24 protein-coding genes are annotated in these 24,342 nt (G+C 63.1%); 2 read left to right on the forward strand and 22 right to left on the reverse strand.

The features are described from left to right. Positions 1–24: 24 nt before the first annotated feature. Complete coding sequence (locus NX775_RS05300; protein WP_258835028.1) at positions 25–621, reverse strand: MarC family protein; 597 nt, start codon at positions 619–621, stop codon at positions 25–27. A 113-nt stretch (positions 622–734) separates the two neighbouring features. On the opposite strand from NX775_RS05300, the gene NX775_RS05305 reads away from it, so the two are divergent. Beyond that, complete coding sequence (locus NX775_RS05305; protein WP_258835115.1) at positions 735–1,064, forward strand: TfoX/Sxy family protein; 330 nt, start codon at positions 735–737, stop codon at positions 1,062–1,064. A 102-nt stretch (positions 1,065–1,166) separates the two neighbouring features. On the opposite strand, the gene NX775_RS05310 is transcribed toward NX775_RS05305, so the two are convergent. The 16 genes from NX775_RS05310 to ndk all read right to left on the reverse strand — a co-directional run bounded on the left by NX775_RS05310 (position 1,167) and on the right by ndk (position 18,106). Further along, positions 1,167–1,706 (reverse strand): phosphoribosyltransferase, encoded by a 540-nt coding sequence (locus tag NX775_RS05310; protein ID WP_183555411.1) that lies wholly within the window; start codon positions 1,704–1,706, stop codon positions 1,167–1,169. Between the two features lie 24 nt (positions 1,707–1,730). Further along, entirely contained in the window at positions 1,731–3,047 is a 1,317-nt protein-coding gene (locus NX775_RS05315; RefSeq protein WP_183555412.1) for an adenylosuccinate synthase, read from the reverse strand. 3 nt (positions 3,048–3,050) lie between these two features. Next, on the reverse strand, positions 3,051–4,205 hold the full coding sequence (locus tag NX775_RS05320; RefSeq protein WP_183555413.1) for an ATP phosphoribosyltransferase regulatory subunit: 1,155 nt from the start codon (positions 4,203–4,205) through the stop codon (positions 3,051–3,053). A 271-nt stretch (positions 4,206–4,476) separates the two neighbouring features. After that, the gene (gene hflC, locus NX775_RS05325; protein WP_258835029.1) at positions 4,477–5,355 is read right to left on the reverse strand and encodes a protease modulator HflC; all 879 of its coding nucleotides are present in this window, start codon (positions 5,353–5,355) and stop codon (positions 4,477–4,479) included. After that, positions 5,355–6,641 carry an FtsH protease activity modulator HflK gene (gene hflK, locus NX775_RS05330; protein ID WP_183555415.1) on the reverse strand — a complete coding sequence of 429 codons (1,287 nt, stop codon included), beginning with the start codon at positions 6,639–6,641 and terminating at the stop codon, positions 5,355–5,357. The genes hflC and hflK overlap by 1 nt, the downstream gene beginning before the upstream one ends. 4 nt (positions 6,642–6,645) lie before the next feature. Further along, complete coding sequence (gene hflX / locus NX775_RS05335) at positions 6,646–7,869, reverse strand: GTPase HflX (protein ID WP_258835116.1); 1,224 nt, start codon at positions 7,867–7,869, stop codon at positions 6,646–6,648. A 32-nt stretch (positions 7,870–7,901) separates the two neighbouring features. Continuing rightward, positions 7,902–8,141 carry an RNA chaperone Hfq gene (hfq, locus tag NX775_RS05340; RefSeq protein ID WP_183555416.1) on the reverse strand — a complete coding sequence of 80 codons (240 nt, stop codon included), beginning with the start codon at positions 8,139–8,141 and terminating at the stop codon, positions 7,902–7,904. A gap of 147 nt (positions 8,142–8,288) precedes the next feature. Next, on the reverse strand, positions 8,289–9,626 hold the full coding sequence (gene der, locus NX775_RS05345) for a ribosome biogenesis GTPase Der (protein ID WP_183555417.1): 1,338 nt from the start codon (positions 9,624–9,626) through the stop codon (positions 8,289–8,291). Positions 9,627–9,632: 6 nt separating this feature from the next. Next, entirely contained in the window at positions 9,633–10,787 is a 1,155-nt protein-coding gene (gene bamB, locus NX775_RS05350) for an outer membrane protein assembly factor BamB (RefSeq protein WP_258835030.1), read from the reverse strand. An 85-nt stretch (positions 10,788–10,872) separates the two neighbouring features. After that, entirely contained in the window at positions 10,873–11,556 is a 684-nt protein-coding gene (locus NX775_RS05355) for a YfgM family protein (RefSeq protein ID WP_258835031.1), read from the reverse strand. 47 nt (positions 11,557–11,603) lie between these two features. Further along, the gene (gene hisS / locus NX775_RS05360; RefSeq protein WP_258835032.1) at positions 11,604–12,956 is read right to left on the reverse strand and encodes a histidine--tRNA ligase; all 1,353 of its coding nucleotides are present in this window, start codon (positions 12,954–12,956) and stop codon (positions 11,604–11,606) included. Between the two features lie 229 nt (positions 12,957–13,185). Further along, on the reverse strand, positions 13,186–14,487 hold the full coding sequence (ispG, locus tag NX775_RS05365) for a flavodoxin-dependent (E)-4-hydroxy-3-methylbut-2-enyl-diphosphate synthase (RefSeq protein ID WP_258835033.1): 1,302 nt from the start codon (positions 14,485–14,487) through the stop codon (positions 13,186–13,188). Positions 14,488–14,510: 23 nt separating this feature from the next. Continuing rightward, a complete protein-coding gene (locus NX775_RS05370; RefSeq protein ID WP_258835034.1) occupies positions 14,511–15,536 on the reverse strand; it encodes a helix-turn-helix domain-containing protein in 1,026 nt (341 codons plus the stop codon). A 27-nt stretch (positions 15,537–15,563) separates the two neighbouring features. Further along, positions 15,564–16,385, reverse strand: coding sequence for a type IV pilus biogenesis/stability protein PilW (gene pilW / locus NX775_RS05375; protein WP_258835035.1), 822 nt, complete (start codon positions 16,383–16,385; stop codon positions 15,564–15,566). Beyond that, positions 16,385–17,554, reverse strand: coding sequence for a dual-specificity RNA methyltransferase RlmN (rlmN, locus tag NX775_RS05380; protein WP_258835036.1), 1,170 nt, complete (start codon positions 17,552–17,554; stop codon positions 16,385–16,387). Before rlmN ends, pilW begins: the two co-directional genes overlap by 1 nt. Positions 17,555–17,680: 126 nt before the next feature. Next, positions 17,681–18,106, reverse strand: a complete 426-nt coding sequence (gene ndk / locus NX775_RS05385) for a nucleoside-diphosphate kinase (RefSeq protein ID WP_183555425.1) — start codon at positions 18,104–18,106, stop codon at positions 17,681–17,683. Between the two features lie 252 nt (positions 18,107–18,358). On the opposite strand from ndk, the gene NX775_RS05390 reads away from it, so the two are divergent. Then, entirely contained in the window at positions 18,359–19,042 is a 684-nt protein-coding gene (locus NX775_RS05390) for a Bax inhibitor-1/YccA family protein (RefSeq protein WP_183555426.1), read from the forward strand. Between the two features lie 219 nt (positions 19,043–19,261). On the opposite strand, the gene rlmD is transcribed toward NX775_RS05390, so the two are convergent. The 5 genes from rlmD to surE all read right to left on the reverse strand — a co-directional run bounded on the left by rlmD (position 19,262) and on the right by surE (position 24,274). After that, positions 19,262–20,632 carry a 23S rRNA (uracil(1939)-C(5))-methyltransferase RlmD gene (gene rlmD / locus NX775_RS05395; protein WP_258835037.1) on the reverse strand — a complete coding sequence of 457 codons (1,371 nt, stop codon included), beginning with the start codon at positions 20,630–20,632 and terminating at the stop codon, positions 19,262–19,264. Between the two features lie 113 nt (positions 20,633–20,745). After that, on the reverse strand, positions 20,746–21,741 hold the full coding sequence (gene rpoS / locus NX775_RS05400) for an RNA polymerase sigma factor RpoS (protein ID WP_258835038.1): 996 nt from the start codon (positions 21,739–21,741) through the stop codon (positions 20,746–20,748). Between the two features lie 6 nt (positions 21,742–21,747). Continuing rightward, the gene (locus tag NX775_RS05405) at positions 21,748–22,626 is read right to left on the reverse strand and encodes a peptidoglycan DD-metalloendopeptidase family protein (RefSeq protein WP_258835039.1); all 879 of its coding nucleotides are present in this window, start codon (positions 22,624–22,626) and stop codon (positions 21,748–21,750) included. 53 nt (positions 22,627–22,679) lie between these two features. After that, entirely contained in the window at positions 22,680–23,528 is an 849-nt protein-coding gene (locus NX775_RS05410; protein ID WP_258835040.1) for a protein-L-isoaspartate(D-aspartate) O-methyltransferase, read from the reverse strand. Beyond that, positions 23,525–24,274 carry a 5'/3'-nucleotidase SurE gene (surE, locus tag NX775_RS05415; RefSeq protein WP_258835041.1) on the reverse strand — a complete coding sequence of 250 codons (750 nt, stop codon included), beginning with the start codon at positions 24,272–24,274 and terminating at the stop codon, positions 23,525–23,527. Before surE ends, NX775_RS05410 begins: the two co-directional genes overlap by 4 nt. Positions 24,275–24,342 lie beyond the last annotated feature (68 nt).

The raw sequence follows: 24,342 nt of genomic DNA on the forward strand, positions 1-24,342 counted from the left end.
CGTAAAACGAGCGTGACGCGAGCGTTACAGCGTCTGCACAAACTCGCGGATACCGCCCAGCAGCATCTCGACCGCCATTGCCGTCAGGATCAGGCCCATCAGGCGCTCGAACGCCGTCATGACCTGCGGACCGAGCCTTTGCTGCAGCTTCTCGGCGCTGAGGAACACGGCCAGCCAGACGATCCCGACTGCCGCCAGCGCCGCCACATGCACCATCGTTTCGGTAAAGCTGGTCGCCGACAGCAGCAGCACGGTGGCCAGCGCGGATGGGCCGGCCAGCGCAGGAATCGCCAGCGGCACGATGAACGGCTCGCCGCCCTCGCTCTTGCCCAGCACGCCATCGGGGTGCGGGAAGATCATGCGGATCGCAATCATCAACAGGATCACGGCGCCGCCGATGCGCAGCGCGATCGGGCTCAGGTGCAGTGCTTCCAGGAAGTGCTTGCCGAAGAACATGAACACCAGCAGCAGCACGAAGGCAATCGCGCACTCGCGGATCACGATGCGGTTGCGGCGTTCGAGCGGGGTGTCTTTCAGGGCGGCCGCGAACAGCGGGACGTTACCGAACGGGTCGGTCACGAGGATGAGCAGAATGAAGGTGGAGAAAAAGCTTTGGGTCATGGCTTATTATTCTTGGAAGACGCAACGACAGTAAAGGCGTAATCTTACCAGAGTGCATCAACGTGCTGGACGATCTGGCACGAAGGCCGATCACCTCTACTTCGAAAGCAGACATGGGATCACAACAAAGCACGGTCGACTTCGTCCTCGACCAGATGAGCGCTGCCGGGGCGGTCAGCGCCAAGAAAATGTTTGGCGAATACGGCGTCTATCTCGACGAGAAGATGGTCGCGCTGGTGTGCGACGATGTCCTGTTCATCAAGCCGACGGAGGGTGGCCGATCCCATATCGGGACCCCTGTCGAAGCGCCGCCCTACCCGGGTGCGAAACCCTGTTTCCAGATTGACGGCGATCTGTGCGAAGACCGGGAATGGCTGAGCCAGCTGGTGCGCATTACCGCGCAGGCGCTGCCGCTGCCCAGGAAGAAAAAGAAGGCGCTGTAACCGTTATCTATTGGTGAGCTCGGTTGCCCTGTGGGTGCGCCAATAAAAAAGCGGGGAAAGGCATCCGCCCTTCCCCGCTTGTCGCCCGTTTGACCGGATGAATTACTTCTCGAACTTCTTCAGCCAGGCCGACAGTTGGTGCGGGCGCAGGCCGTCGTATTCTTCGAACGGCTGGTGAATCCATGGGTTGTGCGGCAGGTCGTCCAGGAAATAGTCTGGACGAATCGACGACGTGCCCTTGACCCAGATGACCGCCGATTTGACTTCGGTGACCTGCGGGTAGTTTTCGGTCAGGTGCTGGCTGACTTTACGCAGCGTCACGCCCGAGTCGGCCAGATCGTCGACCAGCAGCACGCGGCCGGCCAGTGGACCCTTGGTCATCGTCATGTACTTCGAGATGTCCAGGTCGCCTTGCTTGGTGCCGGCTTCTTCGCGGTACGAGCTGGTCGACAGGATCGCCAGTGGCACGTCGAAGATGCGCGAGAACACGTCGCCCGGACGCACGCCACCGCGCGCCAGGCACAGCACCTGGTCGAACTTCCAGCCCGATTCATACACTTGCAGCGCCAGGCGCTCGATCAGGCGGTGGTATTCGTCCCACGAGACCCACAGGTCTTTTTCCGTCGATACAGGGGAATTCATCTTTTTTGACTCCAGATTTTGTCGTTATGCCGCGAACGGGTGGCGCAGCACGATCGTTTCTTCGCGGTCAGGACCGGTCGAGACCATGTCGATCGGCACGCCGACCAGTTCTTCGATGCGCTGGATGTAGGCGCGGGCGTTGGCTGGCAGCTCTTCCATCGACTTGGCGCCGACGGTGCTTTCGGTCCAGCCTGGCATCTCTTCGTACACTGGCTCGCAGCGGGCTGCGTCTTCAGCGCCGACCGGGAAGATGTCGACCGCGCGGCCGTCGATCTTGTAACCGGTGCACAGCTTGAGCGACTCGATGCCGTCCAGCACGTCGAGCTTGGTCAGGCACATGCCCGACACGCCATTGATCTGGACCGAGCGGCGCAGCAGCGCAGCGTCGAACCAGCCGCAGCGACGGGCGCGGCCCGTGACGGTGCCGAACTCGTGGCCCACGCGCGACAGGTGCTCGCCGACGCCAGCGTCGGTTGGCAGTTCAGCCGGGAACGGGCCCGAACCGACGCGGGTGGTGTAGGCCTTGGTGATGCCCAGGATGTAGTGCAGCATGTTCGGACCGACGCCGGCGCCGGCAGCGGCATTGCCGGCCACGCAGTTCGACGAGGTGACGAACGGATAGGTGCCGTGGTCGACGTCCAGGAGCGAGCCCTGTGCGCCTTCGAACAGCAGCTTGCCGCCGGCTTTGTGCGCCGCGTACAGGGCGGACGACACGTCGCCGACCATCGGACGCAGGCGTGGCACGAGTGCCATCGCGTCGTCGAACGTGGTCTGGAAGTCGATCGCTTCGGCGCCCAGGTAGTTCACCAGCACGTGGTTGTGGTAATCGAGGTTCTCTTTGAGCTTCTCGGCAAAGCGCTCTGCATTGAGCAGGTCGGCGATGCGGATGGCGCGGCGGGCGACCTTGTCTTCGTAGGCCGGGCCGATGCCCTTGCCCGTGGTGCCGATCTTGTTCTCGCCACGCTTGAGTTCGCGTGCCTTGTCGATGGCGACGTGGTACGGCAGGATGATCGGGCAGGCTTCCGAGATCATCAGGCGCGAGACGACTTCGACGCCGGCCGCGGCCAGCTTGTCGATTTCGCGCATGACGTCCGGCACCGAGACCACGACACCGTTGCCGATGTAGCAGGCGACGCCTTCGCGCATGATGCCCGACGGGATCAGTTGCAGCGCGGTTTTCTGGCCCTTGATCACCAGGGTGTGACCAGCGTTATGGCCGCCCTGGAAACGCACCACGCCAGCGGCGTGGTCGGTGAGCCAGTCGACGATCTTGCCCTTGCCTTCATCGCCCCACTGGGTGCCGATGACAACGACGTTCTTTGCCACGTTAGTATTTGACATCACTTAACCTAAGTTTTTGAGAATCCAATTTCCACTTTCGAGGACGAGTACGCGGTCGCACTCGAACTCGTCCTGAACATTGTCGTGACCCGGCATGCTCTGGATCACGACTTCGCCTGCCTTGCGCAGGTCAGCGATTTTTTCCTTCAGCTCGGGGGCATTGCCCCACGGCGCGCGAATGGAATGCTTGCGCTCGGCCATCGGCAGCAGCCGGGCCAGTTCGCGCAGGTCGAGCGAGAAGCCCGTTGCGGGCCGCGCACGGCCGAACGCTTCGCCCACATGGTCGTAACGGCCGCCGCGCGCAACCGCGTTCGGCAAGCCCGTCACATACAGCGCGAACATGGCGCCGCTTTCATACTGATAGCCACGCAGGTCGGCCAGATCGATCGCGATCTCGGCGCGGCCCAGCGCGCCGGCGGCCAGCGCTGCCAGTTCGGCCAGCGCGCGCTGCACGCCCGGCAGCGCCGGCAGTGCGTCGCGGGCTTCGGCCAGCACGTCGATATTGCCGTACAGGCGCGGCAAGGCCAGCAGCGCCTTGCGGGTCTGCGGGTAGTAATTCTGCGAGATGGCGTCCAGGCCCGGCGCATCCTTGGCGCGCAGCAGGCTGTAGAGCTGGTTCTCGTCGCGCTTGGCGGCCGGGTCGTCGTCGAGCAGTGCGCGCAGTACGCCGACGTGGGCGAGGTCCAGGCGCACGTTCGTGAAACCGGCCAGGGCCAGCGAACCCAGCGCCAGTTCCTGGATCTCGGCATCGGCTTCGAGGCCCGCGTGGCCATAGATCTCGGCGCCGATCTGCATCGGCTCACGCGTGGCGTGCAGGCCCGACGGGCGGGTATGCAGCACGCTGCCGGCGTAGCACAGGCGGGTGATCGAGTCGCGGTTGAGCAGGTGCGCGTCGATGCGCGCGACCTGCGTGGTCATGTCGGCGCGCAGGCCAAGCAGGCGACCCGACAGCGGATCGACGACCTTGAAGGTTTTCAGGTCGGTGTCAGCACCGGCGCCGGCCAGCAGCGAGTCGAGATACTCGAGCAGCGGCGGCATCACCAGTTCGTAACCGTAGAGCCGGAAGTTGTCGAGCATCAGTCGGCGCAACTCTTCGATCTTGCGCGCTTCGGACGGCAAGACATCGGCGATATTTTCAGGCAATAGCCAATTCGGCATGGGCAACGACGTTATGGGTTTGAGGTAGTCAATGGCAAGCGTCGTACGACAGGCGTGCCAGCGCACGACGCGAACGCCGAATCGGTGATTTTAACCGAAAACCACCAGATTGAGGCAGCGAAAGCGGGACCGGCGGGGGTCAAGGTTGATAATCTGCCACGATGCCGGACAGTACGGGCAATGCCTGCCGCAGACGACACTGGGGGAGCAAGGCCGATGGCCCTGCTCCCCCAGAGTGTTCAATTACCCCCGCAACAAGGCGGGAACGGCGTTACTTGCCGCCGCCTGCAGGTGCCTTGAAGTACTTGAAGAACTCCGAGTTCGGATCGACGACGAGGACGTCGCTGCGATCCTTGAAGCTCGCACGGTACGCTTCGAGCGAACGGTAGTAGCGCGCGAATTCCGGGTTCTTGCCGAAAGCATCAGCGTAGATCGCCGATGCTTTGGCATCGCCGTCACCCTTGACTTTTTCGGCATCACGGAACGCTTCGGCGATGATCACGGTGCGCTGGCGATCGGCGTCAGCGCGGATCTGCTCGGATTCGGCAGCACCGGTCGAACGCGATTCGTTGGCGACGCGAACACGCTCGGCGCGCATGCGTTCGTACACCGAATTGATGTTCTGCTCGGTGTACTCGACACGCTTGAGGCGCACGTCGACGATGCCGATGCCTACTTCCGCGGCTTCAGCAATGAGCTTGGCCTGCACCGCTGCCATCACGGCGGCGCGCTGGCCCGAAATCACTTCACGCACGGTGCGCTTGGTGATCTCGTCGCTCAGTGCCGCCTTGATGACCTGCGACAACCGATTCTGCGCACGCGTTTCATCGCCCGCGAAACTGACGTAGTACAGACGCGGATCGCTGATGCGCCATTTGATGAACGAGTCGACCAGCACATTGCTCTTCTCGGACGTGATGAAGCGGTTCACGTCAGGCGTGTCGAGCGTCAGGATGCGCTTGTCCATATAGACCACGTTCTGGAACGGTGGCGGCAATTTGAAGTGCAGGCCCGGCTTGTCGATCACTTCCTTGACCTGGCCAAGCGCGAACACGATCGCGAAGCGGCGCTGGTCGACAACGAAAATAGTGGACGACAGCAGCATCAGTGCGATGAAGCCGGCCACGAAGATGGTAACGAGGCGGTTCATTAACGGGTCTCCCGATCACGTGAGGAATCACGGCTGCGCTCATCACGCTGGCGCACCGCTTCCAGGGCCTGGGTCACTTCGGCCGGCTGGCCGGTGCCTGGCACTTGCACCGGACCCGACTTGCTGCCGACCTGGGCATCGTTGGCTGCAACCTGTTGCATCAGCTTGTCGAGCGGCAGGTACAGCATATTGTTGTTGGCACGCGAGTCGATCATCACCTTGGTGGTGCTGGAGAAGATCTGCTGCATCGTGTCGACATACATGCGGTCACGGGTCACGCCCGGGGCCTTGGCGTAGGCAGCGACGACCTGATCGAAGCGCGATGCGTTACCGGTCGCGTTTTCAACCACCATCGAGCGATACGCTTCGGCATCCTGTTGCAGGCGGAACGCCTGGCCGCGCGCAGCCGGAATTACCTGGTTGGCATACGCTTCACCTTCGTTGCGGGCGCGGGCACGATCCTGGCTGGCGCGCACGGCGTCATCGAACGCGCTCTGGACCTGCTCCGGCGGTTGCACGCCCTGCATCGTCACGTTGCTGATCAGGGCGCCAAGCTTGTAGCGGTCGGTGATCGTCTGGATCAGCGTCTGCACATCGGCTGCGACTTTCTCGCGGCCTTCATACAGGACGAAGTCCATCTTGCTGCGACCAACCACTTCGCGGATGGCCGTTTCGGCTGCCTGACGCACGGTGTCGTCCTGATCGCGGTTGTTGAACACCCATGCGACCGGGTCTTTCAGCGTGTATTGCACGGCAAACTGGATGTCGACGATGTTTTCGTCGTCGGTCAGCATCAGCGATTCCAGCGGCTGCTTGTTGCTCGCCGTGCCACGGTAGCCGATCTCTGCCGTACGGATGGTCGAGACATCGACGATTTCGTGGGCCTGGATCGGGTATGGCCAACGCCAGTTGAAACCAGGCGTCGTCGTGTGGCTCAACTGGCCGAAGGTCGTGACGACAGCAGTTCTACCCTCTTGCACGATGAACGCGCCGGAGGCCAGCCAGATGAAGCCGACGATGATGGCAATCACGCCCGCACCAATGCCGGCGCCGCGCATTTCGCGGTTCGGACCGCCACTGTCGCCGCCACCGTTGTTGTTGCCACGGTTGCCGAACATCTTGTTGAGGCGCGCATTGAAATCGCGCCACATCTGGTCGAGGTCGGGCGGACCGTCGCCCGGACGGCGACCGTCCTGGGCCTTGCGGTCATCTTCTGGGTTGCGGCCCCAGCGTGGGTCGTTCAGCGACAGTTTGACGCCGAATCTTTTTAGTATGGAAACAAACATAGGCTTAGCGTGGCCCGACAAGGGTGGAAGTTGGCAGATGATCGGCAGGACCTTCGGGTAGCGCGTCAGGCAGAGCGTCCACCGACGCATCGACCTCGGCGAGCTCGAAAGCGTCGTCCTGTTCTTCGTTTTCCGGGGTGGCTCGATAGCTTTGACCAGGTCCGGACTTGGCAGTTTCGGCGATCGCCGAACGCAGCAGGTCGAGGCCGGCGCCGCTATGGGCACTGATGAAAACCCGGTTGATCTTATCATACTCATCACGCTCGACTCCGGGCTCCAGGCCCGCAGCATCGATCTTGTTCCAGACCAGAATTTGGGGAACATGATCGGCGCCGATCTCGCGCAATACCTCGTTGACCTGCTCTACCTGCTCCATGCGCGTGGGTGACGCGCTGTCGACCACATGCAGCAGCAGGTCGGCGTGAATCGTCTCTTCGAGCGTGGCGCGAAATGCCGCCACCAGCTGGTGCGGCAAGTCGCGTACGAAGCCGACGGTGTCGGAAATCACGACACTGCCGACATCGTCGCCCAGGTACATGCGGCGGCTGGTCGTGTCGAGTGTGGCGAACAACTGGTTCGCCACATACACGCCGGCCTTGGTCAGCGAGTTGAACAGCGTCGACTTGCCGGCATTGGTATAGCCGACCAGCGAGACGGAGAACGTGTTGTTGCGCCCGCGCTGGCGACGCTGGGTCTCGTGCTGCTTGCGCAGCTTGGCCAGCCGTGCGCGCAGCGCCTTGACGCGTTCACCGATCAGCCGGCGGTCGGTCTCGAGCTGGGTTTCACCCGGACCGCGCAGGCCGATACCGCCCTTTTGCCGTTCAAGGTGAGTCCAGCCGCGGATCAGACGCGTGGCCAGGTGCTGCAACTGGGCCAGCTCGACCTGCAGCTTGCCCTCGTGGCTCTTGGCGCGCTGCGCGAAGATATCGAGGATCAGGCTGGTACGGTCGACCACGCGCAGTTCGAGACGACGCTCGAGGTTACGCTGCTGGGCAGGCGAGAGTGCATGATTGAAGATGACGATGTCGACGCCGAGTGCCTTGGCGTCGAGGGCGATTTCATCGGCCTTGCCGCTGCCGATGAAGAGTGCGGGATCGGGGCTCGAGCGCTTGGCCGTGATCGTGGTGATCGGTTCGGCGCCAGCGGACTTCGCAAGCAGGGACAACTCTTCGAGACTGGCGTTGAAGTCGCCAGTCCCGAAGTCGATGCCGACCAGGGCTGCGCGCATGAGCGGCGTGCCGGGGGCGTCAGCCATCGGCCTTACTCGGCTTCGCTGGAGTCAAGATTGAGGTTGACGGCGCGGGCCGGCACGACGGTTGAGATGGCGTGTTTATAGACCATCTGGGTCACGGTGTTGCGAAGCAAAACGACGTATTGGTCGAAGGATTCGATATGACCCTGCAGCTTGATACCGTTGACCAGGTAGATCGAGACAGGGACGTGTTCCTTGCGCAAGGCGTTGAGGAATGGGTCTTGTAACAGTTGCCCTTTGTTGCTCATAACAGCTCCGTGATGTTGTTGTAGTTAAAAGTTTGAGGCGATTTGCCGATTTTCAAGTAGTCATGCCACATGGGTGAGGCCATATTCTGCCAAAGCGAATGCGGCCCTGAACTACTGTAACCTGTTTCGCCACTTTTTGTCGTACTGCTACGGCTTCGCGAACGGGTTCTTGCCACTACGCAGCTCGATCCGCAGCGGGGTGCCGACCAGGCTGAACGTCTCGCGGAAATGCTTCTCAAGATAGCGCTTGTACGGCTCGCTGATCCCGTCCAGGGCATTGCCGTGGATGACGATGATCGGCGGGTTTTGGCCACCCTGGTGGGCGTAGCGCATCTTTGGACGGCCCGAGCCCTTGCGTTTCGGCTCTTGCTTCTCCACGGCCTCTTGCAGCGCGCGCGTCAGGCGCGGCGTCGACAGGTTGGCGGTGGCAGCAGCGTAGGCCGCTTCGACCGATTTCATCAGTTGCGTGATGCCGGTGCCGCGCAGTGCCGAGACGAAGTGCGTGTTGGCAAAGCTCAGGAAGTCCAGTTTGCGATCGAGGTCGATTTTGACTTCGTCGCGCTCGTCGGTTTTCAGGCCGTCCCATTTGTTGACGGCCACGACCAGCGCCCTGCCCGACTCCAGAATGAAGCCGGCGATGTGCGCGTCTTGCTCGGAGATGTCTTGCTGGGCATCGAGCAGCAGTACGACGACGTTGGCGTCGGCGATCGACTGCATCGTCTTGACGACCGAGAACTTCTCGATGGCTTCAAAGATCTTGCCGCGACGGCGGATACCCGCAGTGTCGATCAGCGTGAACTTCTTGCCGTCGCGTTCGAACGGCACTTCGATCGAGTCGCGCGTGGTGCCCGGCATGTCGAAGGCAATCACGCGCTGCTCGCCGACCAGCGTGTTGATCAGCGTCGACTTGCCCACGTTCGGGCGGCCGACGATGGCGATCTTGATGCCATGGTCGACGTGCTCGAGTTCGGCCGGTTCGTCCGGCCGCGCGGCGAACGCAGCGTCGAGCGCCTCGACCACGAGGTCGGTCACGCCGTCGCCGTGGGCGGCGGAGATGACGTACGGGTCGCCCATGCCGAGCTCGTAGAAGTCGGCGGTGACGGCCGTGTACTTCATGCCTTCGGATTTGTTCACGACGAGCATGACCTTGCGGCCGCTCTTGCGCAGAAAATCGGTGATGGTCTTGTCGTGCGGGGTCAGGCCCTGGCGGCCGTCGACGATGAACACGACCACGTCGGCTTCGGCGACGGCCTGGCGCGTCTGCAGCGCCATTTCGTGCATGATGCCTTCTTTGGCGACCGGCTCGAAACCGCCCGTGTCAATGACCAGGAATGGCCGTTCGCCAATGCGGCCTTCGCCGTAGTGGCGGTCGCGCGTCAGGCCTGGCATGTCGGCCACCAACGCGTCGCGCGAACGGGTCATGCGGTTAAATAAGGTCGATTTCCCGACGTTGGGTCGACCTACGAGTGCGATTACCGGCTTCATGTTTTCTTATTCGACCGCGATGGCGGTCACAGTTCCGTTTTGTGTTTGAAAAATCAGGTTTGCGCCGGCCACCAGCGGCGTGCCCACGATCGGGCTCCCGTCGGTTGCGGCGCGCGCCAGGAAAGAGCCATCTTCGCGCGACAGGAAGTGCACGTAGCCTTCGTAGTCGCCGACCGCGACGGCGCGGCCATACGACAGCGGGGTCGACAGGCGGCGGAACGACAGTTTGTCGTTCTTCCAGCTGCTGGCGCCCGTGTCGCGGGTGAATGCATTGAGTGCTCCCTTGTCGTCCGGTGCGAACACGAACAATTGGTCGACGGCCACGCCGACGCTGGAGGACAGGTCGCGCGTCCAGCGCGCCGAACCGGTCACCAGGTCAAAGCAGCCTACGCGCCCTTGGTAGGAAGCGGCGCACACCTCGTTCTCGAACAGCACCGGGGCGCCGCCGATATCGGTGACGCGCTCCAGTTCGGTCGCGCCGCGCGAGATGCCGACCTCGACGTCCCAGCGCGGTGCGCCGGTGGCGATGATCAGTGCGGACAGCTTGCCGCCCGGCTGCGCGACGATGACGTCGGTGCCGGCCACGATCATGCCTGGCGCGTTGCGCAGCGTCAGCGGCGGCGCGACCTTCTGCACAGTCCATTTCTTGCTGCCATCCGTGGCGTCGACACCGACGATGCGGTTGTCGATCGAACGGGCGACGACGATACCTTGCGACACGACCGGCGCCGACAGGATCTCGCTCGACAGCTGCGTTTTCCAGAGCAGCTTGCCGTCCATGTTGTAGCCCATCAGGATGCCCTTCTCGGCACCGACGACGATCAGGTTGCCATCCGTGCCCACGCCCGCCGACAGCTCGCTGTCGGCCTTGACGCGCCACAGCTGCTTGCCGGTGGCGGCGTCGACGCGCGCAATGGCGCCATCGGCCGCGGCCACGACGAGCGTGTTGCCGCTCAGCGCAGGCGAGAACTGATAGCCCTTGGCCTTGCCGATGTCGAGTTTCCATGCGGTGCGCACGGCCATGCTGCCCTTGAGTTCGACAAGCTTGGCGGGTTGATCGCCCTTCTTGTCGGATGCAAATGGATTGAGCGAATTGAGGGTCGAGCAACCCGTCATCAGGGCCAGTACGCCGACGCCAACAAGCTTGCTGCTAATACGCATTATGTTCTACCTTGTTCCTGGACTATAAAGGACGCAAAGCCCGCGGCCGCTCGAAGGCGGACGCGGGCCATCTCATGCGAAAAATTTACGCAGCCGCTTTCTGGTCTGCGGCTGGCGCTTTGCCGTTCTTGTCTGCCGGCACCGTGCCGCCGATGGCTTCGAGCTTGACCTGCACCAGTTGACGGGCCGGGCTGGCGGCATCCATCGCGGCCAGCGCGGCGACATACGCAGCACGCGCTTCGTTCAGCTTGTTCTGGCCGACCAGCACATCGCCCTTGCGGTCGTTGACCTGGGCAGTGAACTGCGGCAGGAACGTGCCGTTCAAGACTTTCAGTGCTTCGTCGAAGGCTTTTTCATCGAGCAGCACGCCCGCCAGACGCAGCTTGGCGATCGACTTGTATTCGTCGTTACCGTTGTCGGCCGCCCATTGCAGCTGGGCCTTGGCGGTTTTCAGGTCGTTCGCTTCGAACGCCGTCTTGGCCGCGGCCAGGGCTGCCATCTGCGTGTACGGCGAATTTTCGTACTTGCTGCGGATGTCGCCGGCGATACGCTGCACCTTGGCATTGTCATTGGCCAGCAGCGACGTCTGCAGTTCGTCGTACAGCGCCGAAGCTTCGATCGACTTGTTGGCCTGGTGGGTCTTCCAGAAATTCCAGCCGGCGAAGGAACCGAGCGCCAGGATCAGGACCCAGACGATGATGTTGCCGTATTTCGACCAGAACGCCTTGAAGGAATCAAGCTGTTCCTGCTCTTGGTGATCGTATGCCATGTGCGTGTTCTTGTAGTGAGTGGATGGAATGCGTCGTACGACGGGTGTTAATGCTTGTGGATGTGATCGTGATCGTGATCGCAGTGTTCATCATGCACGTGCGCGCCGGTGATCTGGTCGACCAGGTAATCGACCACTTCCAGGAACGGCACGGTGCTCTGCTGCTGCTCGCCGATCTCGCCGCGCATCGTCTTCACGGCCGCGGTCTCGTTGGCAACTTCGTCGTCGCCAATGATCACGGCAAACGCCGCGCCGGACCCGTCGGCCTTCTTCATCTGGCTCTTGAAGCTGCCGGCACCCGCTGGCGTTGCGCAATGTAACACAACATCCAGCCCGGCATCCCGAATGCGCTCGGCCAGGATGAAAGCTTGCAGCTGCGCCTTCTCGCCCTGATGGACCATGTAGACGTCGCATTGGTTCGGCTCGGCCGGCTCGCCCATCGCCTTCATCAGCTCGATGATACGCTCCATGCCCATCGCGAAACCGACGGCCGGCGTGGCCTTGCCGCCAAAGGTTTCCACCAGCGGATCGTAGCGCCCGCCAGCGCAGATCGTGCCTTGCGAACCGAGTGCATCGGTGACCCACTCGAACACGGTGCGGTTGTAATAGTCCAGGCCGCGCACGAGGCGTGGGTTCACGGTGTACTGCACCGCGTTCTGATCCAGCAAGAATTTGACGCCATTAAAGTGCGCCAGCGATTCTTCACCCAGGTAATCAAGCAGGCGCGGGGCCGCGTTGACCATTTCCTGCATGGCCGGGTTCTTGGTGTCGAGGATACGCAGCGGATTGCTGTGCAGGCGGCGCTTGGCTTCGGCGTCCAGAATGCTTTCGTGCTGCTCGAGGTAGGCGATCAGGTCGGCGCGGTGACGCTGACGCTCTTCGGCATTGCCGATCGAGTTCAGTTCGAGGCGCACGTTCTCGATGCCCAGGTCATCCCACAGGCGACGGCACATCATGATCAGCTCGGCATCAATGTCCGGGCCCGAAAAACCGATGGCTTCAGCGCCGAACTGGAAGAACTGGCGATAGCGGCCGCGCTGCGGACGCTCGTGGCGGAACATCGGACCCTTGTACCACAGGCGGCGCGGGCCATCGTAGACCAGATTGTGTTCGAGCACGGCGCGCACGACGCTGGCGGTGCCTTCAGGACGCAGCGTGAGCTGGTCGCCGTTCATCGAATCTTCGAACGAGTACATCTCTTTTTCGACGATGTCGGTCACGGCGCCGATGGCGCGTGAGAACAGGCTCGTCTGCTCGACGATCGGCGTGACGATCTTCTGGTAGCCGTAGCTTTTCAGGATCGTTTCAGTGGTGTTCTCGAACAATTCCCACAGCGGTGCATCGCTGGGCAGGATGTCGTTCATGCCTTTGATGGCGACGATTTTTTCTGGTTTGGACATTTTCTGTTAACTCTTTTTCGTGTTCAAACGGTGCTTGTACTGCCTGAACCAATTGTTTGTGCGTTCAAACGGTGCCGATTCTGCCGGAACCAATTCTTCGTGCGTTCAAACGGTGCCGATACTGCCGGAACCAATTCTTCGCGTAGGGTGGACGGCTATGCCGTCCACGCGTTCCTGCAGCGCATGCACCGGTTGGACGCGTGGACGGCCAAGCCGTCCACCCTACGTATCATTCAGTGACCGACTCGCGGCCGTAGTTTTTCTTCACATAGTCCAGCACGATCGTCTGGAATTCTTCGACGATCCGTTCGCCGCGCAGCGTGGCAAACTTCTGGCCATCGACAAACACCGGCGCCGCCGTCGATTCGCCCGTGCCCGGCAAGCTGATGCCGATGTTCGCGTGCTTCGATTCGCCCGGACCGTTGACGATGCAACCCATCACGGCCACGTTCATGCCTTCCACGCCCGGATAGGTCTTTTTCCATTCCGGCATCTGGTCGCGCAGGAACGTCTGGATATTGTCTGCCAGCTCCTGGAACACGGTCGACGTCGTGCGGCCGCAACCCGGGCACGCAATGACCATCGGCGTGAACTTGCGCAGGCCCATCGTCTGCAGGATTTCCTGGCCGACGATGACTTCGCGCGTGCGGTCGCCGCCCGGCTCGGGGGTGAGCGAAATACGGATCGTGTCGCCGATGCCTTCTTGCAGCAGCACCGACAGCGCAGCGGTCGAGGCGACGATGCCCTTGCTGCCCATGCCCGCTTCGGTCAGGCCCAGGTGCAGCGGATAATCGCAGCGGCGGGCCAGTTCGCGGTACACGGCGATCAGGTCCTGCACGCCCGAAACCTTGCACGACAGGATGATCTTGTCGCGCGCCAGGCCCACTTCTTCGGCGCGGATGGCGTTCTCAATGGCCGACGTGATCAGCGCTTCATACATCACAGCCTGGGCCGACCATGGGTTGGCGCGCAAGGCGTTCTCGTCCATGATGCGCGCCAGCAGCGACTGGTCCAGGCTGCCCCAGTTCACGCCGATGCGTACCGGCTTGTCGTACTTGGCAGCGATCTCGATCATCTGGGCGAACTGGGTGTCGCGCTTGGCGCCCTGCCCCACATTGCCCGGATTGATGCGGTATTTCGACAGCGCCTGCGCGCACTCGGGATAGTCGCGCAGCAGCAGGTGGCCGTTGTAGTGGAAGTCGCCGACCAGCGGCACATCGACTTCCATGCGGTCGAGCTGGGCGCGGATCGCCGGTACGGCCGCTGCTGCTTCAGGCGTGTTCACAGTGATGCGCACGATCTCGGAGCCGGCACGCGCCAGCTCCTTGATCTGGATCGCGGTGCCGATCGCATCGGCAGTATCGGTATTGGTCATCGACTGCACGACGACCGGTGCATCGCCACCGACCCACACCTGGCGCGCACCATGCGCGACCAGGACCTTGCGGCTGGCGCGGCGGGCCATCGGGCCCGACGGAATGGCGGCGGCCGATGCGTACTCGGGGATTGGGGCTTCGTTCAAGGAATTCATGTTGGTTCCAGCGAGTGATCAGCTTATTTCAGGGCCACGCGTGCGATGGTCTTGCCCGGCTGCTGTGGCAGCGGGACGTTGGCGCCGCGCAGGGTCGCGGTCACGGCGCCCGGCACGCCGACGGTCAGGTTGACGGGGCCGGCGACTTCGACCGACTCGGTGCTGCCGGCCTTGACCAGGCGCGAGATCAGCGGACGACCGCCGCCGCTCGGGCGCACTTCGATCCAAGAATCGGCGCGCACGTTCAGCACCAGGGTGTTGGCGCCAGCGGCGGCCGGCGCTACGACAGCCGGCGCTGCCGCGACTGGCGCAGGCGTGGCCGTCACCGGTGCAGTGACCGGCGCGGCGGCAGGCGCCGCGGCGGGTGCGGTCGGCGTGGTTGGCGTGGTTGGCGCGGTCGTTGGCGCGCCCGCCGGGGCCGTGCCCTGGCTCGATGGCGACGGCACCGAGATGAGCGGCACGGACGGATTGATCAGGCCTTGCTGGACCGGCGCGGCGGCGCCTGGCGCAGCAACGCCCGGCGCCACGACACCGGCAGCCGGATTCTCGAGCACCATCGTATCGCCCGATTCGACATCGCGATTCAGACTTGGAATCAGGTTGAACTGCCAGGCAGCAACTGCAGCGCCGGCGACCACGACCACGACGGCGATCCAGCCCAGCGGCAGGCTGCGGCGCTTGCCGTTGATCGGGAACCGGGTTTCCGAGAATGCCGCCGGTTTTTGTTCACGGCGGGCAGCAGCCATCGCCGACTGCGCGCCAGCACGGGCTTCCGGCGGCATGTTCAGTTCGATCATCGACACCAGTGGCGCCGCGTCGATGCGCAGCAGCTTCGCGTAGGCGCGCACGAAACCGCGCGTGACGGCGGGGCTCGGCAGCGAGGCGTAATCGCCCGCTTCCAGCGCCAGCACCTGGCGCGGCGCCAGCTTGAGCTGGTCGGCAACCTGCTCGACGCTCCAGCCCATGGTTTCGCGCTGGGATTGCAGGGTCTTGCCAGGGATGCCGGACGCGTTGCCCGGTGCGGCTGGCTGGTCTGCTTGCTCGTTCATTGTCCTTGTCCTTGTCCTTGTTCTTCTTTACTCACCAAACGCCCCGCGCTCGTACGCTGCGTACTCGGGCGAACCGGGGAAGCGGCGCCGCAGCTGGGCCGCCAGCGACGCTTCATGGGTCCGGTCACCCGCCTTGCGGCCGATGCGCATGGCAAGCCACAGCGCATCAGCCGGCAGCGTCTCGAGCTTGGCTGTCTCGAGCAGGCGGTTGATGAAAAAACCGGCGCGCTCAAGGTCGCGCCGCTCGTAGTACACCCGCGCCAATCCGGTATTGACCGTCGGCAGACCGGGGTTCAGACGCAAGGCTTCGAGCAGATAGCGCTCGGCCGCATCGTTGTTCCGGTTCTTGATGCTGCACACGCCCGCATTTACCAGCGCGCTGAGCGGCGTCTGGTACGTGGGGTTCTTCAGTGCGGCATCGAAATAACGCATTGCCTCGGCCGGACGGTTGACCGACTGGCACAGGAACGAGCCGAAGTTGTTTGAAAACTCCGGGTCGTTCGGGCGCAGGCGCAGCGCCTGCTGGTAATTCTCTTCCGCCAGCGGATACTGGCCCATCGACGTGTAGACCAGCGCGCGTAAACCGTAGGCATCGGCATAGGCCGCATCGGCCGCCAGCGCCTTCTTGATTTCGTCGAGCGCGATTTCATACTTGCCCTGCTGGTAATAACCGACCGCCAGTTGAATGCGGATCGACGCACGCTTTTCGCCCGCCGTCTGGTCCGACGCCGTCTTGAGCTCGCCGGTGGTACCCAATCCGCTGCCAAACCCGCCGCCCGCGTTGCTGGCGCATCCGGCCAGCAGGGTCAGGGTCGAGGCGAGTGCAAGCGCGGCGGCGGCAAGCTTCATCAGGTCGGGATCTCCACGATGCGCCCGAAGTCGGCGCCGAACTTTTTCTGGTACTCGGCCATTTTCTCCATGCGCTCGACCACCCGGGTGCGGTCCTTGACCTCACCGGCCAGCTGGCCGCAGGCGGCGTCGATATCGTCGCCGCGCGTCTTGCGCACGGTGGTGACGATGCCGGCATCCATCAGCACCTGGGCAAACGCCTTGATGCGCGGATTCTTGGAGCGGAACAGGCCGGACTCGGGGAACGGATTGAACGGAATCAGGTTGAACTTGCAGTTCACGCCAACCACGGGGTCGTTGACCAGCGCGATCAGTTCGCGTGCGTGCTCGTCGCTGTCGTTGAAGCCGTCGAGCATGCAGTATTCGAAGGTGATGAAGTCGCGCGGCGCAAACTCGAGATAGCGCTTGCAGGCAGCCATCAGTTCGCGCAACGGGTATTTCTTGTTCAGCGGCACCAGGATATCGCGCAGCGCATCGTTCGACGCGTGAAGCGACACGGCCATGGCCACCGGCACATCCTGCGACAGCTTGTCGATGTTCGGCACCACGCCCGAGGTCGACAGGGTCACGCGGCGGCGCGACAGGCCGTAGGCGTTATCGTCGAGCATCAGCTTGAGCGCGGTAACGGTGGGTTCGTAGTTCAGCAGCGGCTCGCCCATGCCCATCATCACCACATTGGTGATCTGGCGTTCGCCCTTCGGACCGGGCTCGATGCCTTTGGTGCGGCGCAGCTCGAACTCGGCCATCCACAGCTGGCCGATGATTTCGGCGACTGTCAGGTTGCGGTTGAAGCCCTGCTTGCCCGTCGAGCAGAAACGGCAGTTGACGGCGCAGCCGGCTTGTGTGGAGATACACAGCGTGCCGCGGTTTTCTTCCGGGATGAACACGGTTTCGACCGCATTGCCATTGCCGACATCGACCAGCCACTTGCGCGTGCCGTCGGTGGACGTGTTGTCGCTGACGATGGCTGGTGCGCGCACTTCGGCGCGCGTGCTCAGCTTTTCACGCAGCGATTTGGCCAGGTCGGTCATGCTGTCGAAGTCCGCGGCGCCAAACTGGTGAATCCAGCGTTGGAGTTGCTTGGCGCGGAACGGCTTCTCACCCAAGTCGGCGCAATACGCGACGAGTTGCGCGGGATCGAGGTCCAGCAGGTTGGTGAGCGTCGTCATGGCAAAAATTCCTCAGTTTCAGCACCCGCTCGCATCGGCCCTTGGCCGCAGGCGAGCGGGTTACTCATTGCATTAGTCCGGGGAGAATGCTCCGGGGCGCGCCCGGACTGCGCTCCCCCTTACTAATTAACGCGAGTAGACGTTCAGTGCCGGGAAGTAGTAAGCGATTTCCACAGCAGCGGTTTCGGCAGCGTCCGAACCGTGAACAGCGTTGGCATCGATCGAATCGGCGAAGTCAGCGCGGATGGTGCCGGCGTCAGCTTTCTTTGGATCGGTTGCACCCATCAGGTCGCGGTTTTTCAGGATCGCGCCTTCGCCTTCGAGGGCGGTGACCATGACTGGACCCGAGATCATGAACTCGACCAGGTCCTTGAAGAATGGACGTGCAGCGTGCACAGCGTAGAAGCCTTCGGCTTCAGCGCGCGACAGTTGCACCATGCGTGCAGCGACGATCTTCAGGCCAGCTTCTTCGAAACGGCTGTAGATTTTGCCGATCACGTTTTTTGCGACTGCGTCAGGCTTGATGATGGACAGGGTGCGTTCGATTGCCATGAGAAAACTCCAATAAAATGAAAGGTTTAGAACTGAGCGATGTAAACAAACTTTGGGACTCAATTAACCTTCAATTTTACCATATCCGACCCGAAAAGCTCATATTGCGGTGGCGGTCGGCAAGGTGGTACAGTGGCGGCAAACTTACGTCCAGCTTCTTGATCAAACTTCATGCTCGTTTAAGTCACGTGTTATAGGATGATAGGTAGTTGCTGTACAGTACCTGCAGTTATTCATTTCTCCGGAGGCACTATGTATCCTAGTACCCAAAGTACCATCGACCTGACCAAAGGTGGCCAGGCCTCGCGTAACAAAGTGCTACGCAATACTTACTGGTTGCTGGCGCTGTCGATGATCCCGACCGTGGCAGGCGCCTTCCTTGGCGTGTCCATGGGTGTCGCGCTGTTCAGCGGTATCCTCGGCTTCGTGATCTTCATGGCGGTCGCATTCGGCTTCATGTGGGCGATCGAAAAGAACAAGGACTCCGGTCTGGGCGTTGCCCTGCTGCTGGGCTTCACGTTCTTCATGGGCCTGATGCTGGCCCCGCTGCTGACGCACACCTTGAACTACTCGAACGGTGGCAGCCTGATCATGACCGCCTTTGGTGGCACCGCGATCGTGTTCGCCGTGATGGCCAGCATCGCCACCACGACCAAGCGCGATTTCTCGGGCATGGGCAGCTGGCTGATGGCCGGCGTCGTCGTGCTGCTGCTGGCCGTCGTTGCCAACATCTTCCTGCAGATGTCGGTGCTGTCGATCGTGATCTCGATTCTGGCGATCGGTATCTTCTCGGCCTTCATCCTGTATGACGTGCAGCGCATCGTCAATGGCGGCGAAACCAACTACGTCACCGCCACGCTGTCGATCTACCTGAACGTCTTCAACATCTTCTCCAGCCTGCTGCGCCTGCTGGGCATCGTGGGCGGCGACGACTGATCGTCCTCTGCCCCAATAAAAAAACCGGCCACTGGCCGGTTTTTTTTCGTTCATTATTTCCTCACCCACAGCGGGGGTCAGGTCTGACATTTAGACACGACCTCAGCTTTAGCCACATCCAATGGTGTCTAGCACAGCATTAGCCTTGAGCGATGCCAGCGAGTTCCAACTGCCCGTCTGTCGAGGTCGTGTCCGAATGTCAGACCTGACCCCGGCTTTTCAGGTCCACTCTTCTGCCGGCACGGGCTTTTCACCCAGCTCGAACACGCCGATCGATTCCACGTGGGACGTGTGTGGGAACATGTTGACGACGCCTGCCTTCGTCATCACGTAGCCGGCTTCGTGCACGAGGATGCCGGCGTCGCGCGCCAGTGTCGATGGGCTGCACGAGACGTAGACGATCCGCTGCGGCATCAGGTGCTCGTGGGTGGTGCGCAGCTCCGCCAGCGCTTGCGCCAGCGCCATGGCGCCGTCGCGGGGCGGGTCGATCAGCATGCGGTCGAAGCGGCCCAACGCCACCAGGTCTTCTTTGGTCACGTCGAACAGGTTGCGGGTCGAGAATGACGTCTTGGCCGCGAGGCCATTGGCACGGGCATTGTCCAGCGCGCGTTCGGTCAGCGCGGTGCTGCCCTCGATGCCGACGACTTCGCGCGCCTGGGTCGCCAGTGGCAGCGTGAAGTTGCCCAGGCCGCAGAACAGGTCGGCCACGCGGTCGGTTGGCTGCACGTCCAGCAGACGCAGCGCCTTCGAGACCAGCACGCGGTTGATCTGGTGGTTGACCTGGGTAAAGTCGGTCGGCTTGAACGGCATGCGGATGCCAAACTCCGGCAGCGTGTAGTACAGGTCGGTGCCCAGCGGATAGTACGGGTGCGCCGAGTCAGGCCCCTTCGACTGCAGCCACCAGTGGATCTTCCATGTGTCGGCGAATGCCTTGAGCAGCGTTTCGTCCTTGCGGCTCAGTGGCGCCATGATGCGCAGCACCAGCACGGTCGATTCTTCGCCGATCGCCAGTTCGATCTGGGGCACGTGGTCGATCACCGACAGTGCGGCGATCAGTTCGCGCAGCGGCACGATCAGGCGCGCGACGTGGTCGGGCAGGATTTCGCAGGTGACGATGTCGGCCACCAGCGCCGAGGCTTTCTCGTGAAAGCCCACCATCACCGTGTTTTTCTTTGGCACGTTACGCACCGACAAGCGCGCGCGGTAGCGGTAATCCCAGGTCGGGCCGTACATCGGCCGCAGGATGGTCTCGGCCTTCACCTTGGCAATGTGCTTGAGGTTATCTTCCAGCACGCGCTGCTTCATCGCGACCTGCGCGCCCGGTTCCAGGTGCTGCATCGAGCAGCCGCCGCAGTAACCGAAATGGATGCATTTGGGCTCGACCCGCATCGACGACGCGCGCTGCAGCGTGACCATGCGGCCCGCTTCCCAGTTCTTCTTTTTCTTGAGCGTCTCGTAGCTGACGCGCTCGCCCGGCAGCGCGCCTTCGACGAAGACCACTTTACCGGGCGAGCCGTCGGCGTTCTCGAGGTGGCCAACGCCGCGCCCGTCCATGTCGAGGGATTTGATGTCGATGAAAATGTCGTGCATGGGCGATCAGAAAGGAGTGAGCGTCGAGGGGAGGATGCGCTGGCGGCGCGGCCGGACAGGCGCGCGCATGATAGCAAGGAAACGGATGAGGCGCTACAACCCGCCCCGATGGTTCATAACAGCGCGTCGCGGACCACGCCACGGGCGGCCATCGCCCGCTTGAGTTTCACCAGCGCTTCCTGCTGGATCTGGCGCACCCGCTCGCGCGTGACGCCCAGCTCGTCGGCCAGCGTCTCGAGCGTGGCCGGCTCGTCGTTGTCCAGGCCGAAGCGGCGCGTGACGACCAGGCGCTGCTTGTCCGGCAGGCGCGCCAGCCAGTCGCGCACCAAGAGCGCGGCTTCCTGCTGCTCGGCGTGGGCATCGGGACTGCTCTCGCCGTCGTCGGGCAGCACGTCCATCAGGCTCGATTGCGGGTCGTTGTCAAGCGGTGCATCGAGCGAGGTAGGATGCTCGGACAGCATCAGGATGTCCTGCACCTCCTCGACCGGGCGGCCTACCAGGCTGGCGATATCCTCGCTCGAGGCTTCCTTGCCGTCGTGGGTTTGTGCTTCGAGGTGGTATTTGGCGCGCAGCACGCCGTTGAGTTCGCGCACCATGTGCACCGGCAGGCGCACCGTGCGCGCCTGGTTCATGATCGCGCGCTCGATGCTCTGGCGGATCCACCAGGTCGCGTAGGTCGAAAAGCGAAAGCCGCGCTCGGGTTCGAACTTGTCGATCGCGCGCATCAGGCCGATATTGCCTTCCTCGATCAGGTCGAGCAGCACCACGCCGCGGTTGATGTAATGCTTGGCGATCGAGACGACCAGGCGCAGATTGTGCTCGATCATCGTCTGGCGCGCGCCGAAATCTCCGGCCTTGGCCAGCGTGGAGAAATGGACTTCCTCGGCGTGCGTGAGCAACGCGCGGGTGCCGATCTGGTTCAGGTAGTGCTGGGTGGTGTCGGTCGCGAGCTCGGCCTGCAAGACCTTGCGCAGCTCGTCGACCGTATCGACGACGGCGGCAACCGCCAGCGGCTCGCCGTCACCCGCAGCAGCCACCGGCCCGCTTTCCGGGTCATCCGGAAACTCGTCGGTGTCCTGCGGGTCGAGCGAGTGCGGCGGCTGTGTCATACCATCCTATCGAACGGGCAGGAACCTCGTCGGGTCGACCGGCTTGCCCTGCTGGCGGATTTCGAAGTGCAGCTTGACCAGGTCGGCGTCGGAATCGCCCATTTCGGCGATCAATTGGCCCTTGGCCACATTGTCGCCTTCCTTCACGACGATCTTGCGATTGTGCGCGTAGGCCGACAACAGGCTGTTGCTATGCTTGACGATCACGAGGTTACCATAACCGCGAATCCCGCTGCCAGCGTACATGACCTTGCCGGAACCGGCGGCGACCACGGGCTGGCCAGCCTTGCCGGCGATGTCCAGGCCCTTGTTGCGGCCGTCGTCGAAGGTGGCGATGACGCGCCCTTCCGATGGCCACATCCAGCTCAGGCGTGCTTCGTCGCTGGCCCCGGCAGCCGGGGCCGCTGGCGCTGCCGGCACGACCGGCGTGACAGCCGGAACGCTTGGGCGCGTATCGGCCACCGTGGTCTCGGTGACCGGCTTCTTGTCGACGCGCGGCTCGGTCTTGCGCGGCGCGCTGGCGGCCGGCGGCATCGGAATCGGCTGGGTCTGGACGTTGGCCGTGCGCTCGCCGCCCGGCGGGCTCACGCGCAGCACCTGGCCGACCTTGATGTCGTCCGGATTGGCCAGCTTGTTCCAGTCCACCAGGTCGCGGTAGTTCTGGCCAAAGTCGAAGGCGATGCGCAGCAGCGTGTCGCCCTTGCGTACGGTGTACATGCCGCGCTCGTCGTGCTTGGGGGTCTCGTCGACGCGCACTGGCGCCGGGCGGGTCTGTGCGGGCGGGGTGCCGCGTTCGACGACGGGCGCCTGGCGGGTCGTGGTGGAACAGCCGGCAACGAGGCCGATGATAATCGTCAGTAGGGCTAAACGCGGTGCTTGTGTCATTGGCATTCTTTAGTCTTGTCGGCGTACTGCGGGCCTGGCGGCCCAGATTGAAATTAGATGGTGCCCGGGCGCAGGGGCACAAAGTGGCACGCTTCCAGCGTCTCGCTGGTCCACTCGGCCTTGCCGGTGCGGGTTATGCGGTGCAGGTGCTGCACCTCGGCGCCAACGGGCGCGACCAGATGCGCACCGATGGCCAGCTGCTCGAGCAGCGCGCGCGGCACATCGATGCCGGCGGCCGCGAGAATGATACCGTCGAACGGCGCCACCTGCGGCAAGCCTAACATACCATCGCCATACTGCAAACGCAGGTTCGATATGCGCATCGGGCGCAGATTGGTTTTGGCAAGCTCGTGCAGGGCCTTGATGCGCTCGATCGAGTACACGTCCTTCGCGACGAACGACAGCACCGCGGCCTGGTAACCGCAGCCCGTGCCGATCTCGAGCACGCGCTCGAGCTTGCGCCCAGCGCACATCATGTCGATCATGCGCGCCACGATGTACGGCTGCGACATCGTCTGCTGATGGCCGATCGGCAGCGACGCATCGACATACGCCTGGCCCGACATGGCCGGCTCCAGGAACAGATGGCGCGGCACGATTTCCATCGCGCGCAGCACGTGCGGATCGTTCACGCCCTGGCGTGCGATGCGCGACACCATCGCGCGGCGCACCGCTTCGGTGGCGGCCAGGTCCGAACGCTGGGCGGTCGGCGCACCGGTCGCGGCCGGCACATAGCCGGGCGCGCGTGCGGCTGGCCCGGCTTCAAGCGGCGCCTTGCTGCCGCTGGCGGCGTTGCGGGTCGCGGTCTGCGGCGTGAACACCGGCGCCGGCGCGCCGGGTTTCCGTGCGCCACTGGTCGTCGACGACAGCGGCAACGGGAAGTTCGGCCGCGCGTCCTTCATGGCAAGGCTCCCGCCAGCAGATCGAGCTGGGTCTTGTGGGTCAGATCGATCTGCAGCGGCGTGATCGACACGCGGCCCTGCGCCGTGGCGTGGAAATCGGTGCCCTCGCCCGCATCGAGGCAAGCGCCCGGGGCGCCGATCCAGAAGATCTCGCGCCCGCGCGGATCCTGAGCACGGATGACGGGCTCGGCCTGGTGACGGCGGCCAAGGCGGGCCGGCGTCAGCGGGCCGATCTGCTCGTACGGCAGGTTCGGGATGTTCACGTTGAGCAGGAACGGCGACGGCAAGGCGGCAAAACCACCGGCCGCGAAACGCTCCACGATGTCGCGCGCCACGCGGGCCGCATCGTCCACGTGGGCCCAGCCGCTGTTGACCTGCGAGAACGCGATGGCCGGCACGCCGAACAGATACGCTTCGGTGGCGGCGGCCACGGTGCCGGAATACAGCGTGTCGTCGCCCATGTTCTGGCCATTGTTGATGCCGGAAACCACGAGGTCGGGCAGCGCGTCGGACATCCCGGTCAGCGCGATGTGCACGCAGTCGGTCGGCGTGCCATTGGCAAAGTAAAAGCCGTTGGCCGCCTTGTGGACCGACAGAGGACGGTCGAGTGTGAGGGAGTTGGATGCGCCCGAACGGTTGCTGTCGGGCGCGACGACGACGATCTCGGCGATTGGCGCAAGCGCATCCGCCAGCGCCTGGATGCCGGGCGCGAGATAGCCATCGTCGTTGCTAATCAGTATCCGCATGGAGGCGATTTTACCTGAAGCAACGCTTGTATCGACACCTGGTGGCGGAAAAATGCGCCCGGATTTCA

The organism is Massilia aurea, assembly GCF_024753205.1.
GTDB classification, from domain to species: Bacteria; Pseudomonadota; Gammaproteobacteria; order Burkholderiales; family Burkholderiaceae_D; genus Telluria; species Telluria aurea.

Excerpts from the sequence above, each read along its gene's own strand:
- NX775_RS05300 (WP_258835028.1), bottom strand. The coding sequence starts at position 621 with ATGACCCAAAGCTTTTTCTCCACCTTCATTCTGCTCATCCTCGTGACC.
- NX775_RS05305 (WP_258835115.1), top strand. The coding sequence starts at position 735 with ATGGGATCACAACAAAGCACGGTCGACTTCGTCCTCGACCAGATGAGC.
- NX775_RS05310 (WP_183555411.1), bottom strand. The coding sequence starts at position 1,706 with ATGAATTCCCCTGTATCGACGGAAAAAGACCTGTGGGTCTCGTGGGAC.
- NX775_RS05315 (WP_183555412.1), bottom strand. The coding sequence starts at position 3,047 with ATGTCAAATACTAACGTGGCAAAGAACGTCGTTGTCATCGGCACCCAG.
- NX775_RS05320 (WP_183555413.1), bottom strand. The coding sequence starts at position 4,205 with ATGCCGAATTGGCTATTGCCTGAAAATATCGCCGATGTCTTGCCGTCC.
- hflC (WP_258835029.1), bottom strand. The coding sequence starts at position 5,355 with ATGAACCGCCTCGTTACCATCTTCGTGGCCGGCTTCATCGCACTGATG.
- hflK (WP_183555415.1), bottom strand. The coding sequence starts at position 6,641 with ATGTTTGTTTCCATACTAAAAAGATTCGGCGTCAAACTGTCGCTGAAC.
- hflX (WP_258835116.1), bottom strand. The coding sequence starts at position 7,869 with ATGCGCGCAGCCCTGGTCGGCATCGACTTCGGGACTGGCGACTTCAAC.
- hfq (WP_183555416.1), bottom strand. The coding sequence starts at position 8,141 with ATGAGCAACAAAGGGCAACTGTTACAAGACCCATTCCTCAACGCCTTG.
- der (WP_183555417.1), bottom strand. The coding sequence starts at position 9,626 with ATGAAGCCGGTAATCGCACTCGTAGGTCGACCCAACGTCGGGAAATCG.
- bamB (WP_258835030.1), bottom strand. The coding sequence starts at position 10,787 with ATGCGTATTAGCAGCAAGCTTGTTGGCGTCGGCGTACTGGCCCTGATG.
- NX775_RS05355 (WP_258835031.1), bottom strand. The coding sequence starts at position 11,556 with ATGGCATACGATCACCAAGAGCAGGAACAGCTTGATTCCTTCAAGGCG.
- hisS (WP_258835032.1), bottom strand. The coding sequence starts at position 12,956 with ATGTCCAAACCAGAAAAAATCGTCGCCATCAAAGGCATGAACGACATC.
- ispG (WP_258835033.1), bottom strand. The coding sequence starts at position 14,487 with ATGAATTCCTTGAACGAAGCCCCAATCCCCGAGTACGCATCGGCCGCC.
- NX775_RS05370 (WP_258835034.1), bottom strand. The coding sequence starts at position 15,536 with ATGAACGAGCAAGCAGACCAGCCAGCCGCACCGGGCAACGCGTCCGGC.
- pilW (WP_258835035.1), bottom strand. The coding sequence starts at position 16,385 with ATGAAGCTTGCCGCCGCCGCGCTTGCACTCGCCTCGACCCTGACCCTG.
- rlmN (WP_258835036.1), bottom strand. The coding sequence starts at position 17,554 with ATGACGACGCTCACCAACCTGCTGGACCTCGATCCCGCGCAACTCGTC.
- ndk (WP_183555425.1), bottom strand. The coding sequence starts at position 18,106 with ATGGCAATCGAACGCACCCTGTCCATCATCAAGCCTGACGCAGTCGCA.
- NX775_RS05390 (WP_183555426.1), top strand. The coding sequence starts at position 18,359 with ATGTATCCTAGTACCCAAAGTACCATCGACCTGACCAAAGGTGGCCAG.
- rlmD (WP_258835037.1), bottom strand. The coding sequence starts at position 20,632 with ATGCACGACATTTTCATCGACATCAAATCCCTCGACATGGACGGGCGC.
- rpoS (WP_258835038.1), bottom strand. The coding sequence starts at position 21,741 with ATGACACAGCCGCCGCACTCGCTCGACCCGCAGGACACCGACGAGTTT.
- NX775_RS05405 (WP_258835039.1), bottom strand. The coding sequence starts at position 22,626 with ATGACACAAGCACCGCGTTTAGCCCTACTGACGATTATCATCGGCCTC.
- NX775_RS05410 (WP_258835040.1), bottom strand. The coding sequence starts at position 23,528 with ATGAAGGACGCGCGGCCGAACTTCCCGTTGCCGCTGTCGTCGACGACC.
- surE (WP_258835041.1), bottom strand. The coding sequence starts at position 24,274 with ATGCGGATACTGATTAGCAACGACGATGGCTATCTCGCGCCCGGCATC.